Below are 15,642 nucleotides of genomic sequence, written 5' to 3'. Positions count from 1 at the left end.
CACCCCGGCGAGCGTGCGTGTCAGCACCCCAACACGCCGAACTCACACCCGAGTTCACGCACGCTCGCCGGAGGGAATCCGTTACCCGCCGCCGCCGCACTGAGTGAAAGATGGACCTATGACGACCACCCCTGACATCGCGACCCTGCCGAACGGTCTGACCGTCGACGAGGCCCGCGCCGAAGCCGCCCGCACCTACGAACTCGACCGTGCCCATGTGTTCCACTCCTGGTCCGCGCAGGCGCAGATCAAACCGATGACCATCGTGGCGTCGGACGGCTCCTACGTCTGGGACGGCGAGGGCAACAAGCTGCTCGACTTCTCCGGCCAGCTGGTGTTCACCAACATCGGGCATCAGCACCCGAAGGTCGTCGCGGCGATCCAGGCGCAGGCGGCCAAGCTGTGCACCATCGCCCCGCAGCACGCCAACGATGCGCGCTCCGAGGCGGCCCGCCTGATCGCCGAGCGCACGCCCGGTGATCTGAACAAGATCTTCTTCACCAACGGCGGCGCCGACGCGGTGGAGCACGCCGTGCGGATGGCCCGGCTGCACACCGGCCGGTACAAGGTGCTCTCGCGGTACCGCTCCTACCACGGTGGCACCGACACCGCGATCAACCTGACCGGTGACCCGCGCCGTTACCCCAACGATTACGCCAGCGCGGGCGTCGTGCACTTCAACGGCCCGTTCCTGTACCGCTCGTCGTTCTATGCCGAGAACGAGCAGCAGGAATCCGAGCGTGCACTGGAGTACCTCGAGCGGCTCATCCAGCACGAGGGGGCGACGTCGTTCGCCGCCATCATCCTCGAGTCGGTCCCGGGCACCGCGGGCATCATGGTGCCGCCGCCCGGGTACATGGCCGGCGTCCGGGCGATCTGCGACAAGTACGGCATCGTCATGATCGCCGACGAGGTGATGGCCGGATTCGGCCGCACCGGTGAGTGGTTCGCCATCCAGAACTTCGACGTGACACCGGATCTGATCACCTTCGCCAAGGGTGTCACGTCGGGTTATGTCCCGCTCGGCGGCGTCGCGATCAGCGAGAAGATCGCCGCGACGTTCGCCGACCGCGCCTACCCCGGCGGACTGACCTACTCCGGGCACCCGCTGGCCTGCGCCGCCGCCGTGGCCACCATCAACGCGATGGAGGACGAGGCAATGGTGGCCAATGCCAAGCGCATCGGCTCCGAGGTGCTCGGGCCCGGTCTGCGGGACCTGGCGGCCCGGCACCGCTGCGTGGGTGAGGTCCGCGGGCTCGGCGTGTTCTGGGCGGTCGAGCTGGTGGCCGATCAGCAGACCCGGGAACCGTTGGCGCCCTACGGCGGATCGAGCCCGGCGATGAACGCCGTCATCGCGGCCTGCAAGTCCGGCGGTCTGCTGCCGTTCGCGAACTTCAACCGCATCCACGCCGTGCCGGCCTGCAACATCACCGACGACGAGGTCCGGGCTGGCCTGGCGATCCTCGACGCCGCGCTCAGCGAGGGCGACGCCGCGCTCTAGACGACTCCCACCCGAATGGCCGTGGACCCGAACGGGTGCACGGCCATCGGTGTCTCAGCCCAACAGATACGTGCCGAGTTTTTCGCGGGCTTCGGCGGGGATCGGGGTGGGCCCGTCGTCATCGAGCATCACCAGGACGGTGTCGCACAGGCTGACGCAGGTATCGCCGACGAACAGCGCCGTCGACGCCACGTAGGAGGTGCGGCCCAGCCGGCCGATGCCCAGACCGGTCTCGATGGTCGCGGGCCAGTGCACCTCGGCGAGGAAGTGCACGACATTGCTCGCCGACACGAGCCGGATGGTGCGCACCGCCGGCTGGTACACGTCGGGGAAGACCCGCTCGTTGAATTCCGCGCGGGCGTTCTCGTGCAGTGACTCAAGGGCAAGGTTGTTCAGGTGTCCGTTGGCGTCGACGTCACCGTAGCGGGCGAGGGCCAGCCCGGTCACCGGGTAGAGCGCCTTGGCCGACCGGCCGGGGTGCGGGCGTTGCGGGGCTGCCACGAGGGGCTGGTCATGCTGGCTCATATCGGCGCAAGTACACCACGACGTAGGGTGACGAGCATGGTCGACCTGCATCCCGCGATGACGGTCCTGAAGCCTCTGCTGGGCATCTGGGCCGGGCCCGGCGCGGGCGAGTACCCCACCATTCCGTCCTTCGAATACCAGGAGTCGATCACCTTCGGTCAGGTCGGTAAGCCGTTCCTGTCCTACAACCAGCACACGCGGGCGCGCGCCGACGGTCGGCCGTTGCATGCCGAGACCGGCTATATCCGGATACCCGAGCCCGGCCGGGTGGAATGGGTGTTGGCGCACCCCACCGGCATCGTCGAGGTCATGGAGGGTCCGCTGGAGATCGGTGCCGACGGCGCACTGACCATGACGATGACCTCCACCATCGGGCGGTCGTCCTCGGCCAAGGATGTCAGCGCCATGGCGCGCACCTTCACCCTGCGCGGTGACGAACTGAGTTACACCGTGCGGATGGCGGCGGTGGGCCAACCACTGCAGCACCATCTGTCGGCGGTGCTGCGCAAGGACGAGCAGTGAGCGGCGACGGACGCATCCGGGTGCCCGACGACCTCGACGCGGTCACCGACCGGGGCGCCGAGGACGCCGGCGAGGTCGATTCCGCTGCGGTGGAGCGGATCTGGGCCGCCGCCGAGCACTGGTACCGGGCCGGGATGCACCCTGCCATCCAGGTGTGCCTGCGCCGCAACGGTCGGGTCATCCTGAACCGTGCCATCGGGCACGCCTGGGGCAACGGCCCACACGATCCCGCCGATGCCGAGCGCATCCCGGTCCGCACCGACACCCCGTACTGCGTGTACTCGGCCGCCAAGGCGATCACCACCACCGTCACGCACATGCTGGTCGAACGCGGCGCCTTCTCCCTCGAGGATCGGGTGTGTGACTATCTGCCCAGCTACACCAGCCACGGCAAGGACCGCACCACCATCCGGCATGCGCTGACCCACAGCGCCGGCATCCCGTTCGCCACCGGGCCGCGGCCCGACCTGAAAAGGATGGACGACAGCGACTACGCGCGCGAGATGCTCGGCCGGATGAAGCCGGTGTACCGCCCCGGCCTGGTGCACATCTACCACGGCGTGACGTGGGGTCCGCTGATGCGCGAGATCATCTCCGCGGCCACCGGACGCAACATCCGCGACATCCTGGCCACCGAGATCCTCGATCCGCTGGGGTTCCGGTGGACCAATTACGGTGTTGCGCCCCAGGATGTTCCGCTGGTGGCACCCAGCCATGTGACGGGTAAGCCGTTGCCCGCGCCGATCGCCAAGGCGTTCAAGACCGCTGTGGGTGGCACCCCGCAGCAGATCATCCCGTTCTCCAACACCCCCGAGTTCCTCACCGGTGTCATCCCGTCCTCGAACACCGTCTCCAACGCGTTCGAGCTGTCCCGCTTCGCCGAGATCCTGGTTCGCGGTGGGGAACTCGACGGACACCGGGTGCTGTCCGCGGACACCTTGCACCGGGCGTCCGCGGAGGCCCGCCGGTTGCGCCCGGATCTTGCGACGGGGCTGCAGCCGATGCGCTGGGGTACCGGCTACATGCTGGGGTCCAAGCGCTTCGGCCCGTTCGGCAAGGATGCCGCCGGGGCGTTCGGGCACACCGGCCTGACCGATATCGCGGTGTGGGCCGACCCGCAGCGCGCGCTGTCGGTGGCGGTGATCAGCAGCGGCAAGCCCAGTGGCCATCCGGAGGCCAAGCGCTATCCCGCCCTGCTGGACCGGATCAACGCCGAGATCCCGCGGGTCGCCTGAAACCCCACTGCACTGTGAGCATCCTCACCGCGTGTGGCGCATGCGCTTTCGACGCTTCGTCGCGACCAACAGTCAGCAACGAAACGAGAAAGGACGCTCATCATGGGAGACATCTCCGACAAGGCAGAAGAGCTCACCGGCCGTGCCAAGGAGGCCACCGGTGATCTGGTCGGCAATGACGATCTGAAGGCCGAGGGTGCCGCGGACAAGGCCGGTGCACAGGTCAAGCAGGGTCTCGAGGCGGTCGCCGACAAGGCCGAGGACGCCAAGCAGGCGGTGACCGAGAAGGCCGAGGACGCCAAGCAGGTCGTGGCCGAGCGCGCCCAGGATGCCAAGCAGGTCGTGGCCGAGAAGGCCGATTCCCGGGTGGCCATCGCAGTGGTCGCCGGCCTGGCGGTCGTCATCGCCCTGGTGGTTCGCCGTAATCGCGGGAAGTCACACCGGCAGAAGCACCCGGTGGCCAAGAAGGTCGTCGCCGCGGGCGTCACCCGGGCGCTGACGCACTGAGGTCAGCGCCCTGCGGTGCTCAGGGGAGAGGCCATCGCTTCGAGCACCTCGAAGCGGGCCAGCACCTCGGCCTGCAGCACCGCGACCGCCGGGTCGGACGCCTTGCGGGGCCGGGGCAGGTCGACGTCGATGACCTCGTGGATGCGTCCACCCGGTGCCAGCACCACGATCCGGTCGGACAGCTGCACCGCCTCGGTGACGTCGTGGGTGACGAACATGACGGTGCGCCGGGATTCCAACCAGATCCGTTCCAGGTGTTCGCGCAGCGTGCGTGAGGTCATCGCATCGAGATGACTGAACGGCTCGTCCATCAGCAACACATCGGGTTCCACCGCGAACGCCCGGGCGATCCCGATGCGCTGCTGCTGACCACCGGACAACTGCGCGGGAAACCTGTTGGCGCAGTGGCCCAGCCCGACCAGGTCCAGGTAGTGCTCGGCACGCTGCTGCCACCCGTCGCGTTCATGCTGGACGAAGCCCAGGTTGGCCATCACGGTGCGCCACGGCAGCAGCCGCGGATCCTGGAACACGTAGCCGACCCGCGCCTCGTCGGCGCCCGAGCGCAGCCGTACGCTGCCCGAGGTGAGCGTCTCGATACCCGAGACGATGTTGAGCAGCGTGGTCTTCCCGCTGCCGGACGGTCCGACGACCGATACGAACGTCTCGCCGGAGATGGTCAGGTCCACGCCGTCGATCACCCGGGTGACGTCGCCGCGGCGGTCGGTGTACTCCTTGACCAGATTCTGGATTTCGATGGAGGCCATGATGTTTCCTTGCGTTGGATGGGCGGGCGTTCAGGCGGTGCGCCAGCGGGTGGCGTAGCGCTCGATGGGTCCGAGGATCAACAGGTCGGCGATGACGAGCAGCAGGATGAAGACCAGCACCCAGGCCAGGAAGCCGTCGAGTTGGTTGGCGTCATACCAGTAGCGGGAGCGCCAGCCGACGCCGGAGGTGGAGCCGAACCACTCGGCCAGCAGCAGGCCGTTCCAGGCGCTCATGATGGCGAAGCGGACTGCCGCGACCGTGGATCCGGCGACGGCCGGGGCCACGATCTCACGCAGCACCCGGGTCCGGGACACCCCGAACGCCCGCGCCATGAGCACCAGATCGGCCGGTACCGCACGGGTCGCCTTGGCGATGTTGACGACCACGAACGGCAGTCCGGACAGGAACACCGTCACCACCGGGGTCAACCAGCCGAAGCCGAACCACATGGTGGTCAGCAGCGCCCAGATCACCGCCGGGATCGCCAGGGCCGCGGCATTCAGGTCGGAGAAGGCCAGATCGGCGACCCGGGACAAGCCCATCAGCACACCGATCGCCGCACCCACGATCAGCGCCGCGGCCAGTCCGAGCACGAAGCGGTTCATGCTGATCGCCAGGTTGGTCCACAGCTCGCCGATGGCGGCCTCGGATCCGAGCCGGCCGATGCTGTCGGCCACCGACGGCACCCGGTTGCCGAACACCACGGCCAGCTGCCAGGCCCCGATGATGGTGGCGACGGCGGCGAGTACCGCTGCGGCCGTGCTGGTCTGGGCCCGCAGCTGCCGGACGTTCATGGTGGTCATGCGATCTCCTTGCGCCATGCGAAGAACCGGGTTTCCAGGTGGGCCAGGCCACGCTCGATGAGCACCATGGTGACGATGAACAGTGCGGTCCAGGCGAGCATGTCGTCGACCTGGAACTCCTGGTAGGCCTTGCGGATCATGAAGCCGACACCGTTGCTCGCGCCGAACACCTCGGTGAGCGCCTCCACCTTCCACGCCATGGCGAACCCGTACCGGACACCGGCGAAGACGAAGGTCGTCAACGCCGGCAGGTAGAGGTGGCGCAGGATGTCGGTGCGGCTGCGGTTGAACGCCCCGCACATGGCGAGTAGCTTGCCGTCCACCGAGCGCACACCCTCGGCGACGTTGATCGCGATGAACGGTGTGGCGACCAGCGCGGACACCACGATCGGACCGCCGGCGCCCACGCCGAAGATCAGCAGACCGAACACCGCGTAGGTCAGGCCCGGCATATTGCCCAGCACGAACAGCGGTAGCGAGAAGTAGGAGGTCATGAATTGCGAACGGCCCATGACGAATCCGATGACCAGCCCGGCCATCATCGCGATCGCGAAGCCTGCGGCGATCTTGGCGATGCTGGCGGCGAAGTTGGTGACCGCCTCCCCGGAGACGATGATCCCGAGCACCCGGTCGGCCACATCGGCGGGGTTCGGCAGGATCGGATCGTTGACGATCACTGCCGCCAATGCCCACAGCCCGAGTGCGGACAGCAGTGCCAGGCCGGACACCAGCCACCGCCGGTGGTGTGGCGGCACGCGCACGGGGCGCCGGACGGCGGGCGGCGCCGGCCGGGTGATGGTCTGGGTCACTGCTGGGCTCCTTCGGTTGCCAGGAACTGCGGGTCGGCGATGTCGTCGCCGATGACGCCGGTGGTGCGCATCAGGTCGAAGATCGAGCTCTCGTCGTCGGCCCACTGTTGATCGAAGCGGACCTCGTCGACCACCCAGTCATGTTGGGCCACATAACTCTTCATGAATGCGATGTCCTCTGCCGAAGCGACGGCGAAGTGCTGCGGGTACTGCTCGATCATGTCGTCGCGGTGGGCCTGCCATTCCGCCAGGCCGCGGTCCCACAGATCCAGGAACGCCGCCACCTCACCGGGGTGGCCCTGCACCCAGTCCTTGCGCGCGACGAAGACGTTGCCCATCGGGCCGTCGTGGCCCGGCGCCTGCAGTTCGGCGAACAGGTTGGCCGAGGACTTGCCGTCATACAGCGCTCGTACCGAACCGTCGCGCAGTTCGCGCGCCGACAGGTCGGGATAGCAGATGCAGGCGTCGATCTCACCGCGTGCCAACAGGTTCGACAGGTTCTGGATGTCGGCGACGACGACGTTGAAATCGCTGGGGCGCTCTCCGGTGGCGACGAGGTTCATGCCGTGCATCTGTTGGACCAGCGCACTCCACACCAGGGTGCCCGAGACGGTGGTGAAGACGCCTAGTCGTCGACCGCGCAGGTCCTCCAAGGACGTCGCGGGATCATCGGCTCGGACCAGGATGCGACTGCGCTCGGCGTTGTAGCGACCGATGATGACCGTCTCGCGCTGGGTCTGCTCCTCCAATGCGGGAACCTCGAAGGATGCCGAGGAGATGATGTCGGCGTGCCCCCCGGCGAACAGCCCGAATTCGTCCCAGGTGGCGCTCGTCTCGATGGAATAGCCGGTGTCGCGCTCCCATTCCTCGATGACGCCGGTGTCGTGCATGTAGTCCCAGATCGGGTCCGGCGCGAAGGTGAACCGGATGACGCCGTCCTGCGCCGACCGGGATGAGGCCGGGCCGCCGAGGCCGGCCGAGCAGGCCGTGGTGGCCACGATGATGAGCACCGATGCCAACGCACCGGCAATCCTGACGAGTCGAGTTCCTGTGATGGCGATCACGAGTACACGATGACCGTGACCCAGGCCGACGGACAATGTGTGTCCGAACACTCTTAGTCTTAGGTTTATGTCTGAGCAGACACAGACCCTGGAACGTTGGCTGGATGCGCTGGCCGATATCGGCGAGGCGGTCGGCGGTATCGGTGAGGCTGTCGGCGATGTCGCACCCGTCGCCGATCTGCTCGACCGCGTCGCGCACACCGCCTGCACCCTGCTCGACTACGACTTCTGCGCGGTGTTCCTGCCCGATACCGCGCGTACCGTCCTGACCATCGTCGGCGCGCACGGGCTGTCCGGCGACTACATCGCACAGGTGAACGCCGACCGGCCGATCCTGCTCGATGTCGCGGGCGAGCAGGAGGCACCGACGAGCATCGCGTTCCGCACCGGCGAGGTGGTGACCCTGGAGGACATCGAGTTGGTACCCGGGTTCGGCTGGGGCGGCGTCGCCCATGAGCAGGGGTACCGGGCACTGATCTCGGTGCCGCTGCGCCGGGCCGGCACCGTGGTCGGCGCTCTCAACGGATACCGCGCACACCCGCACCGGTTCGACGCGGCGGAGGTCAGCCTGGTCACCACGTTGGCAACTCAGGTGGCCATCGCGCTGGGCACCGCGCAGCTGCGCGCCCAGGAGTTGGCCACCATCCGGGAGTTGCGCCGCGCCGAGGAGGTCCACCAACTACTGATGGCGACCGCCCTGCGGGGCGAGGGCGTCCGCGGGGTGGCCGACGCACTGGCCGAATTGCTCGGTCGCGCAGTGCAGATCGACGAGGCGCCCGGTGCCGACCTCACCCCGACGGTCACCCGGGCGGACGGTTGCTGGGAAACCGGTGTCCAGCTCGACGGCACTGTGGTGGCCCGCATCCGCGTCGACGGTGCCGGCACCCTCTCGGCGCTCGATGTCCGCGCCGTCGAGCACGCCGCGGTGGTGACGGCGCTGGAGTTGTTGCGGGCCCGCACCGCCGCGGAGGTCGAACAGCGGCTGCGCGGCTCGCTGGTCGCCGATCTGTTGAGCGCGGAGGCCGTCGAGGTGGCCTCGCTGCTGGAACGCGCACGACGTCTCGGCTGGGATCTGACCGGCGAGCAGTCCCTGATCACGGTGCGGTGGCCCCTGGACTCCGCACCGTCGGGGCGCGCCGTCCCCGATCGGGCACTGGCCATCGCCGACCGCGCCGTCGCCGGCACCGCACCCAGACCGTTGGCCGCGCTGTTCCGCAACGATCTGGTGCTGGTCTTGCCGGCGCGTGCAAGGGCCACGGCTCCCGAGTTGGCCCGCCGTCTCATCGAAAGCCTTTCCGCCGCAGCCGGTGTCGAGCACAGCGTGGCGGCGGTGTCACCTCCGCGTCCGGTCGCCGAACTGGCCGATGCGTACCGCACCCTCAGCGGTGCGATGAACCTGGCAGCAGCCGAACGCGTGTCGACGGTGATCGATCTGGCCGATGTCACGATCGACCACCTGCTGCTCCAACTCGACGATCCGGCACGGTTGCGCGAGTTCGCCCGGGCGGTGCTGGGCCGCGCGCTCGACTACGACCGCGCACGGTCGACCGAATTGATCCGGACCGCGCGGGTGCATCTGAATCTCGGGCTGGACCGCCGCGCCACGGCCGATGCGCTGCACCTGCATCCCAATACCGTTGCCCAACGAATCAAGCGGCTCGAGGAGCTGACCGGATTGCTGTTGGCGCGGCCACGCGATCTGTTGCAGTTGACCTCGGCGCTGACCGTGGCGCAGGTCGCCGGGATGGGCTGACGTTCAGGCGCGCGCGGCGGCCCGCACCAGCAGCCGCAACAGCACCTGCCCGATGACCGCCAGCGGGATCTTCACGAGCGGGAACGACGCCGTCGACCCGATGGCGTAGTCGATGCGCGTACCGGTGCCCGACCTGGTCAGCCGCACCTCGCCGGTGTAGCCGGGAAACGGGGTACCCGAGAGCGCCTTGTATCCGAAGACGTTGGGCGCCTCGAACGTGGTGACCTCTTCGACGATGTCCGGGCCCGGTCCCGGGGTACTGATCCGGCGGACCGCGCCCAGCCCATTGGGTTCCGGGGTTCCCGGCCGTCCGAGGCTGACGCTGACACCAGGTCCCCAGGTCTCCATGCCGACATGGTCGGTGAGGGTGTCCCACACCTTCTGGATGTCGGTGCCGACGGTGGCGTGTGCTGTCACATGCATGGCCGACATCCTGCCCCACCGGCCGGTTGGTAGACCCGCATACGTGACGTCGATCACCCTTGCCTATGGTGGCGGGATGAGCAGCGTCGCTGATGCGGACCGGGTTGCCGACCTGGCCAGGCAGGTGGTCCGGGACCATGACCCGAAGAAGGTTCCCATCCCGGAGTTCCTGACCGCCACGTATGACGCGGGCCTGTCGTGGGTGCACTTCCCCGAGGGTCTGGGCGGACTCGGGGTGTCGCGCGGACTACAGGCCGTCGCCGACGGCATCCTGCAGGGTGCCGGCGGCCCGGTGCCGCTGGGCCTGAATCCGATGGGCTACGGGATGGCGGCCCCCACGGTGCGCGAACACGCCCAGTCCGAGGAACTCAAGCGATTCTGGTTGCGACCGTTGGCCGGCACCCAGGACATCTGGTGCCAGCTGTTCTCCGAGCCCGGCGCCGGCTCCGATCTGGCGGGTCTGGCCACCTCGGCGGTCCGCGACGGGGACGAGTGGGTGATCAACGGGCAGAAGGTGTGGACCAGCCTGGCCCACCGCGCCCGGTGGGGTCTGCTGCTGGCGCGCACCGACCCGGATGTCGCCAAGCACAAGGGGCTGACCTACTTCGTGCTCGACATGCACGCTCCGGGAGTCGAGACCCGCCCGCTGCGCCAACTGACCGGTCAGGCCGAGTTCAACGAGGTCTACATCACCGATGCCCGCATCCCGGATGCGCACCGGCTCGGAGCGGTCGGCAACGGCTGGGGTGTGGCGATGACCACGCTGATGAACGAGCGCAGTGCGCTCGGCGGCAGCGGGGCCCGACGCGGGGCGGGCACCATCGCCGAGGCCGTCGGATTGTGGGCCGCGCGCCCGGATCTGCAGACCCCGGTGCTGCGCGATCGACTGACCCAGCTGTGGTTGCGCTCGGAGGCGCAGCGGCTGACCGCGCAGCGCTCGCGGGCCACCGCCACCGTCGGCGGGCCGGGCCCGGAGGGCTCGATCGGCAAGCTGGTCGGTGCCGAACTCAACCAGCACATCTACACCTGGTGCATGGATCTGCTTGGCGCCGAGGGCATTCTGTATCACAGCTACGCCCAGGACCGTGATGATGACGGCGACTGGCGCGGACCGATCCAGCAGCGCTTCCTGCGCAGCAAGGCCAACACCATCGAAGGCGGGACGTCGGAAGTGATGCGCAACATCCTGGCCGAGCGGATCCTCGGGTTGCCCGGGGATCTGCGGGCCGATGCCGGTATGGCGTGGAAGGACGTGCCCCGTGGCTGAGGAGTTTGCGGATCAGCCCGACAAGACGGCTGAGGAGTTTGCGGATCAGCCCGACAGCGTGGCTGAATATGTCTTCTCAGAGGAGCAGGCCCAATTGCGTGCCTCGGTGCGCAAGTTCGGTACCGAGAACTTCGGTGAGGCCAAGGCCCGGGTACAGATGGAATCCGAGCCGCGTTTCGACCGAAAGGTGTGGCAGCGCCTGGGAACCGAGCTGGGTGTGCTGGGGTTGACGGTGCCGGAGTCCGACGGTGGGTTCGGCGGCACGCTGGTCGATCAGGCGATCGCCGTCGAGGAACTCGGTGCCGCACTCGCGACGGGACCGCTGTTCGGCACGGTCTACCTGGCCATCCCGGCGTTGGTCGCCGCATCCGCCGGTGCCGCGCGTGACGACCTGCTCGGTGCACTGGCCGACGGTACCCGGACCGCCGCCTTCGCGGTGCCCGACCGGTCCGGCGCGTTCGATCCGGCCGCCGTCACCGTGACCGGTGGTGAGCTGCTGAGCGGGTCCGCGGAGCGCGTCGTCGATGCCGACGCCGCGGACGAGATCCTGATCGCGGCAACCGGTCCCGGCGGGGTGGCGCTGTACGCCGTGGACGCGTCCGCACCGGGTGTGCAGCGCACCCGGCTGGTCACGCTGGACCTGACCCGACCGCAGGCCTCCATCGAGCTGACCGATGCGCCGGCCCGGCTGATCGCCGGACCCGATGAGGCCGAGCGCGTCATCACCCATGCCCTGCACGCCGGTTCAACGCTGCTCGCGGCCGAACAGGTCGGCGCCGCGCAGCATCTGCTCGACCTGTCGGTGGACTATGCGAAGTCGCGGTTACAGTTCGGCCGCCCCATCGGGTCATTCCAGGCGGTCAAGCACCGGCTCGCCGAGGGCATGGTCGACCTGGAGCACGCCCGGTCGGCGACCTATCACGCGGCGTGGGCGCTCGGGGACGGCTCCGACGACCCGGCGCTGGCGGCGAGCATCGCCCAGGCGCTGGCGTCGGCGGCCTTCAGCCGTATCGCGACCGACACCATCCAGGTGCACGGCGGGATCGGCTTCACCTGGGAGCACCAGGCCCACCTGTATCTGAAACGGGCCACCACCGACGCGGCACTGCTGGGCTCTGCCGAGGCACACCGGAACCGGATCGCCGAGATGGTGTTGGACACGGCCGAGCCGAAGGCGCCGCGCGTCGCGACGGGCGTATAGCAGACACCGGCGCCGCGCACAAGATCCCGCCGGCCGGTGTTCTCCGGCCCGCCGGCCGATTCCGCCGGATGCTGAACCCCGAAGACTCATGGGGTGCTCTCACTATCCCGCCGTAACCTTCTACTCGGACTCGCCGCCACGCCGGTCGTCCTGAGCCTGGGGTGCTCGCGCAGCGCCGCCGCTCGACCCTCGACCCGGCCACTCCCGATCCCGCCACTGGCCGAGGCGACGGTCGCCGCGGACGGCACCCGCACCTTCACACTGCAGGCGATGGCCGGCGACACCGAGGTGCTGCCCGGAATCCGCACTGCCACGTGGGGTTTCAACGGGTCGATACTCGGGCCGACCCTGCGGGCGCGACGCGGCGAATCCGTGGCGGTGCACGTGCAGAACGCCCTGCCCGAGCCGACGACCGTGCACTGGCACGGTATGCACGTTCCCGCGCAGTCCGACGGCGGCCCACACCAGACCGTCCCGGTCGGCGGTGCGTGGCAACCACGCTGGGAGATCAGGCAACCGGCTGCCACACTCTGGTATCACCCACACCCGCACGGCGCCACCGAGAAACACGTCTACCGCGGCCTGGCCGGCATGTTCATCATCGACGACGACCATGCCGACGGCCTACCGCACGACTACGGCGTCGACGACATCCCGCTGATCATCCAGGACCGCCGGTTCACCGGCACGGGCGCCCTCGACGAGTCCGATCCCAGCGATATCGGCCTGCTCGGGGACACCATAGTGACCAACGGTATTGCCGGGGCCCACCTCGCGGTCCGCTCCGGGCGGATCCGGCTGCGGATCCTCAACGGCTCCGGTGGCCGGCTCTACAACCTCGGTTTCGGCGACAACCGGACCTTCCACATCGTGGCGACCGACGGTGGCCTGCTGACCGCCCCGGTCGCCGCGAGCCGGGTGCAGCTCAGCCCCGGTGAGCGCGTCGAGATCACGGTCGCGTTCGGACCACGGGAAACTACTGCACTGCAATCGTTCCCGATCGAGCGCCGGGGTGGCCTGGCAGCGCAGGAAGCCTCGCGTTTCGGTGTCGACGACAGCTTCACCATTCTGGACCTGCACGCCGAGCAGGACCTGCAGCCCGGTCCGGCGTTACCCGCCACGCTGGCGGCCCTACCCGGCCTGCCCGACGAGACAACGGCAGTGCAGCGACAGTTCGATCTGCAGTGGTTCATGATCAACCGCAATCGGATGGACATGACCCGCATCGACTTTCACGCAGTCGTCGACACCGACGAGATCTGGACGGTGCGCAACGTCGACAACTGGCCACACAATTTCCACGTGCACGACACCCAGTTCCGGATCGTCGACACCGACGGGGAACCGCCGCCACCGCACCTCGCCGGGTACAAGGACACCGTGTATGTCGCACCGGGACAGCGGATCCGGATCGCCGTACGCTTCTCCGACTACACCGACCCCACCTGGCCGTACATGTACCACTGTCACCTGGCCCTGCACGAGGACCAGGGCATGATGGGCCAGTTCCTGGTCCTGTCAGCGGGGCAGCAGCCGGCGGGTATGCCGGACATGTCGATGCCGGGTCACGCCATGCGTTGATACCCGTACACCGCGAGCTGCACCCGGTTCTGCGCGCCCAGCTTGTCCATCAGGTTGGCCACATGGGTCTTGACCGTCGTCACGCCGAGGTGCAGCCGGTCCGCGATCTCTTGATTGGACAGACCGTCGACCACCAGTGGCAGCACATCGGCCTCCCGTGCCGTCAACTCCACCGCATCGAAACGTTGCGGCCCCCCGGTCTGCACAGCCCGGGTGACCAGTCGCTGCAACAGATGTGGTGACAGCACGAAGTCGCCTGCCGCAATCCGGCGCACCGCGTCGAGCAGGTCGGCGGGATCGGTGTCCTTGACCAGGAATCCCGACGCACCGGCGGCGAGCGCCGGATAGAGGTGATCATCGTCGTCGAATGTGGTGAGCACCAGGACCTTTGCATCGGCGCGGGCCGACACGATCTGCCCGATGGCGGTGATCCCGTCGACGCCCGGCATCCGCAGGTCCATCAGGATGACATCGGGCACCAGCTCGGCAGCCGAGCGCACCGCCTGGGATCCATCGGCCGCCTCGGCGACGACCTCGATGTCCTGGGTCGACTCGCACAACATCCGCAGCCCGGCCCGCACCAGGCGCTGATCATCGGCGATCACGACGCGGGTAACCACGCCCGTACCTCCCAGCCGTGTTCGCCGCTGCCTGCGCTGAATTCGCCGCCGGCCAACGCCATCCGTTCCGACATCCCGAGGACTCCCATCCCCGCGGAATGCTCGTCGGCTCCGACACTGTCCACCCGGATCTCGACACCCCCGTCGCGGCGCCCGATCGCCACGGTCACCGGCCCGGCCGGATCGGCATGCTTCATCACGTTGGTGAGCGACTCCTGCACGACCCTCAGCACGGTCAGTCGCGTCATCGCATCCAGGCCGGTGCTGTCGCGATCGATATCGGCGACCACTGTGAATCCGGCGGCGCGGACCCGACCCGTGGCGGCGTCGATCTCATCCCAGAGCGCCTGCGGCTCCACCATGGCCACCTCGTGCAGGCCCGGATCACGCAGTGCCGTCTGCCATCTGCGGATGTCGGCCAGGGCGTCGGCGGCGGTACGGTGCACGTCTCCGAGTACCTCGGTCACGCGCGGGTCGGCTCCGTCGATCACGTGCTCGGCGACGCCGGTGCGCAGCACGATCGATGCCATGTGGTGGGCCACCAGGTCGTGTAGTTCGCGGGCCATCGCGGTGCGCTCCTGGGCCCGGACCTGAGCCTGGGCCGCGGCACGCATCTGACGCTGGCCGCGCAGATAGAGCCCGAGCAGCAGCGGCAGCCCCAACGCTGCTGCCACCGTCGTCAGATCGGCGGCTCCCCAGCGTGGCGCGTGCTGGTCGAGCGCGACCCCGAGCAACAGGGCGCCCAGCCACGATACCGCCGCGACGAGGACAGGCCGGTTGCGGTCCGTCCGTGCGGTCAGCTCGGCCAGCGACACCGCACCCAGGTAGGGAACCAGCCCCGACAGCCCCCAGGCCTGCGCGGCGAACATCGGGACGGCCAGTGCCGAGAGGATCAGTGACACCGACAACGGCCGTCGGTCCCCGAACAGGAACACCACCGCGGACGCGCAGGCCAGCACCCAGTAGGACGCCGAGACCCGGAACTCACCGGGAAAGGTACTCACCGCCAGAAGCACCGGCGTCACCAGTAACGGCACGCTCCGGAGCAGCAGGGGGTGCACACCCG

16 protein-coding genes are annotated in these 15,642 nt (G+C 68.6%); 8 read left to right on the top strand and 8 right to left on the bottom strand.

Features of this window, described 5'->3' with window-relative positions; translation table 11 throughout:
* The first annotated feature begins 118 nt into the window (after positions 1–118).
* The gene (locus BST17_RS26900) at positions 119–1,501 is read left to right on the top strand and encodes an aspartate aminotransferase family protein (protein ID WP_083062070.1); all 1,383 of its coding nucleotides are present in this window, start codon (positions 119–121) and stop codon (positions 1,499–1,501) included.
* A gap of 54 nt (positions 1,502–1,555) precedes the next feature.
* Here the strand turns inward: BST17_RS26900 and BST17_RS26895 are convergent, their stop codons facing one another.
* Positions 1,556–2,002 (bottom strand): acyl-CoA thioesterase, encoded by a 447-nt coding sequence (locus tag BST17_RS26895; RefSeq protein WP_234807848.1) that lies wholly within the window; start codon positions 2,000–2,002, stop codon positions 1,556–1,558.
* Positions 2,003–2,062: 60 nt separating this feature from the next.
* Here BST17_RS26895 and BST17_RS26890 point away from each other — a divergent pair, with 60 nt between their 5' ends.
* From BST17_RS26890 to BST17_RS29935, 3 genes are all read left to right on the top strand, one after another.
* Positions 2,063–2,548, top strand: a complete 486-nt coding sequence (locus BST17_RS26890; protein WP_083062068.1) for a peroxynitrite isomerase — start codon at positions 2,063–2,065, stop codon at positions 2,546–2,548.
* On the top strand, positions 2,545–3,783 hold the full coding sequence (gene lipE / locus BST17_RS26885) for a lipase LipE (protein ID WP_083062067.1): 1,239 nt from the start codon (positions 2,545–2,547) through the stop codon (positions 3,781–3,783). The genes BST17_RS26890 and lipE overlap by 4 nt, the downstream gene beginning before the upstream one ends.
* 102 nt (positions 3,784–3,885) lie before the next feature.
* The gene (locus BST17_RS29935; RefSeq protein WP_109750326.1) at positions 3,886–4,290 is read left to right on the top strand and encodes a CsbD family protein; all 405 of its coding nucleotides are present in this window, start codon (positions 3,886–3,888) and stop codon (positions 4,288–4,290) included.
* Positions 4,291–4,292: 2 nt separating this feature from the next.
* Here the strand turns inward: BST17_RS29935 and BST17_RS26875 are convergent, their stop codons facing one another.
* Genes BST17_RS26875 through BST17_RS26860 form a run of 4 tightly spaced genes read right to left on the bottom strand, consistent with a single transcriptional unit; the run spans position 4,293 to position 7,731 of the window.
* Complete coding sequence (locus tag BST17_RS26875; RefSeq protein ID WP_083062066.1) at positions 4,293–5,054, bottom strand: ABC transporter ATP-binding protein; 762 nt, start codon at positions 5,052–5,054, stop codon at positions 4,293–4,295.
* Positions 5,055–5,084: 30 nt separating this feature from the next.
* Positions 5,085–5,858: an ABC transporter permease gene (locus BST17_RS26870; protein WP_083062065.1), complete on the bottom strand. Its 774-nt coding sequence runs from the start codon at positions 5,856–5,858 to the stop codon at positions 5,085–5,087.
* On the bottom strand, positions 5,855–6,667 hold the full coding sequence (locus tag BST17_RS26865; RefSeq protein WP_083062064.1) for an ABC transporter permease: 813 nt from the start codon (positions 6,665–6,667) through the stop codon (positions 5,855–5,857). The genes BST17_RS26870 and BST17_RS26865 overlap by 4 nt, the downstream gene beginning before the upstream one ends.
* A complete protein-coding gene (locus tag BST17_RS26860; protein ID WP_109750325.1) occupies positions 6,664–7,731 on the bottom strand; it encodes an ABC transporter substrate-binding protein in 1,068 nt (355 codons plus the stop codon). Before BST17_RS26860 ends, BST17_RS26865 begins: the two co-directional genes overlap by 4 nt.
* 67 nt (positions 7,732–7,798) lie before the next feature.
* Between BST17_RS26860 and BST17_RS26855 the strand changes: the two genes are divergently transcribed.
* Positions 7,799–9,484, top strand: a complete 1,686-nt coding sequence (locus tag BST17_RS26855) for a helix-turn-helix domain-containing protein (RefSeq protein ID WP_083062063.1) — start codon at positions 7,799–7,801, stop codon at positions 9,482–9,484.
* 3 nt (positions 9,485–9,487) lie between these two features.
* Here the strand turns inward: BST17_RS26855 and BST17_RS26850 are convergent, their stop codons facing one another.
* Positions 9,488–9,907, bottom strand: coding sequence for an SRPBCC family protein (locus tag BST17_RS26850; protein ID WP_234807847.1), 420 nt, complete (start codon positions 9,905–9,907; stop codon positions 9,488–9,490).
* Positions 9,908–9,983: 76 nt separating this feature from the next.
* Here BST17_RS26850 and BST17_RS26845 point away from each other — a divergent pair, with 76 nt between their 5' ends.
* The 3 genes from BST17_RS26845 (at position 9,984) to BST17_RS26835 (ending at position 13,956) form a co-directional block, all read left to right on the top strand.
* Entirely contained in the window at positions 9,984–11,174 is a 1,191-nt protein-coding gene (locus tag BST17_RS26845; protein WP_083062061.1) for an acyl-CoA dehydrogenase family protein, read from the top strand.
* Positions 11,167–12,375 (top strand): acyl-CoA dehydrogenase family protein, encoded by a 1,209-nt coding sequence (locus BST17_RS26840; protein ID WP_109750324.1) that lies wholly within the window; start codon positions 11,167–11,169, stop codon positions 12,373–12,375. Before BST17_RS26845 ends, BST17_RS26840 begins: the two co-directional genes overlap by 8 nt.
* Before the next feature lie 93 nt (positions 12,376–12,468).
* Positions 12,469–13,956: a multicopper oxidase family protein gene (locus tag BST17_RS26835; RefSeq protein WP_083062059.1), complete on the top strand. Its 1,488-nt coding sequence runs from the start codon at positions 12,469–12,471 to the stop codon at positions 13,954–13,956.
* On the opposite strand, the gene BST17_RS26830 is transcribed toward BST17_RS26835, so the two are convergent.
* Together BST17_RS26830 and BST17_RS26825 are read right to left on the bottom strand one after the other, a co-directional pair.
* Positions 13,941–14,519 (bottom strand): response regulator, encoded by a 579-nt coding sequence (locus tag BST17_RS26830; RefSeq protein ID WP_234807849.1) that lies wholly within the window; start codon positions 14,517–14,519, stop codon positions 13,941–13,943. The two genes, BST17_RS26835 and BST17_RS26830, sit on opposite strands and share 16 nt — an antisense overlap.
* A gap of 38 nt (positions 14,520–14,557) precedes the next feature.
* Positions 14,558–15,637, bottom strand: coding sequence for a sensor histidine kinase (locus tag BST17_RS26825; RefSeq protein WP_083062057.1), 1,080 nt, complete (start codon positions 15,635–15,637; stop codon positions 14,558–14,560).
* Positions 15,638–15,642: the final 5 nt, after the last annotated feature.

Source organism: Mycolicibacterium bacteremicum, from assembly GCF_002086115.1.
GTDB classification, from domain to species: domain Bacteria; phylum Actinomycetota; class Actinomycetes; order Mycobacteriales; family Mycobacteriaceae; genus Mycobacterium; species Mycobacterium bacteremicum.
This window is presented reverse-complemented; position numbering and strand designations above follow the sequence as displayed.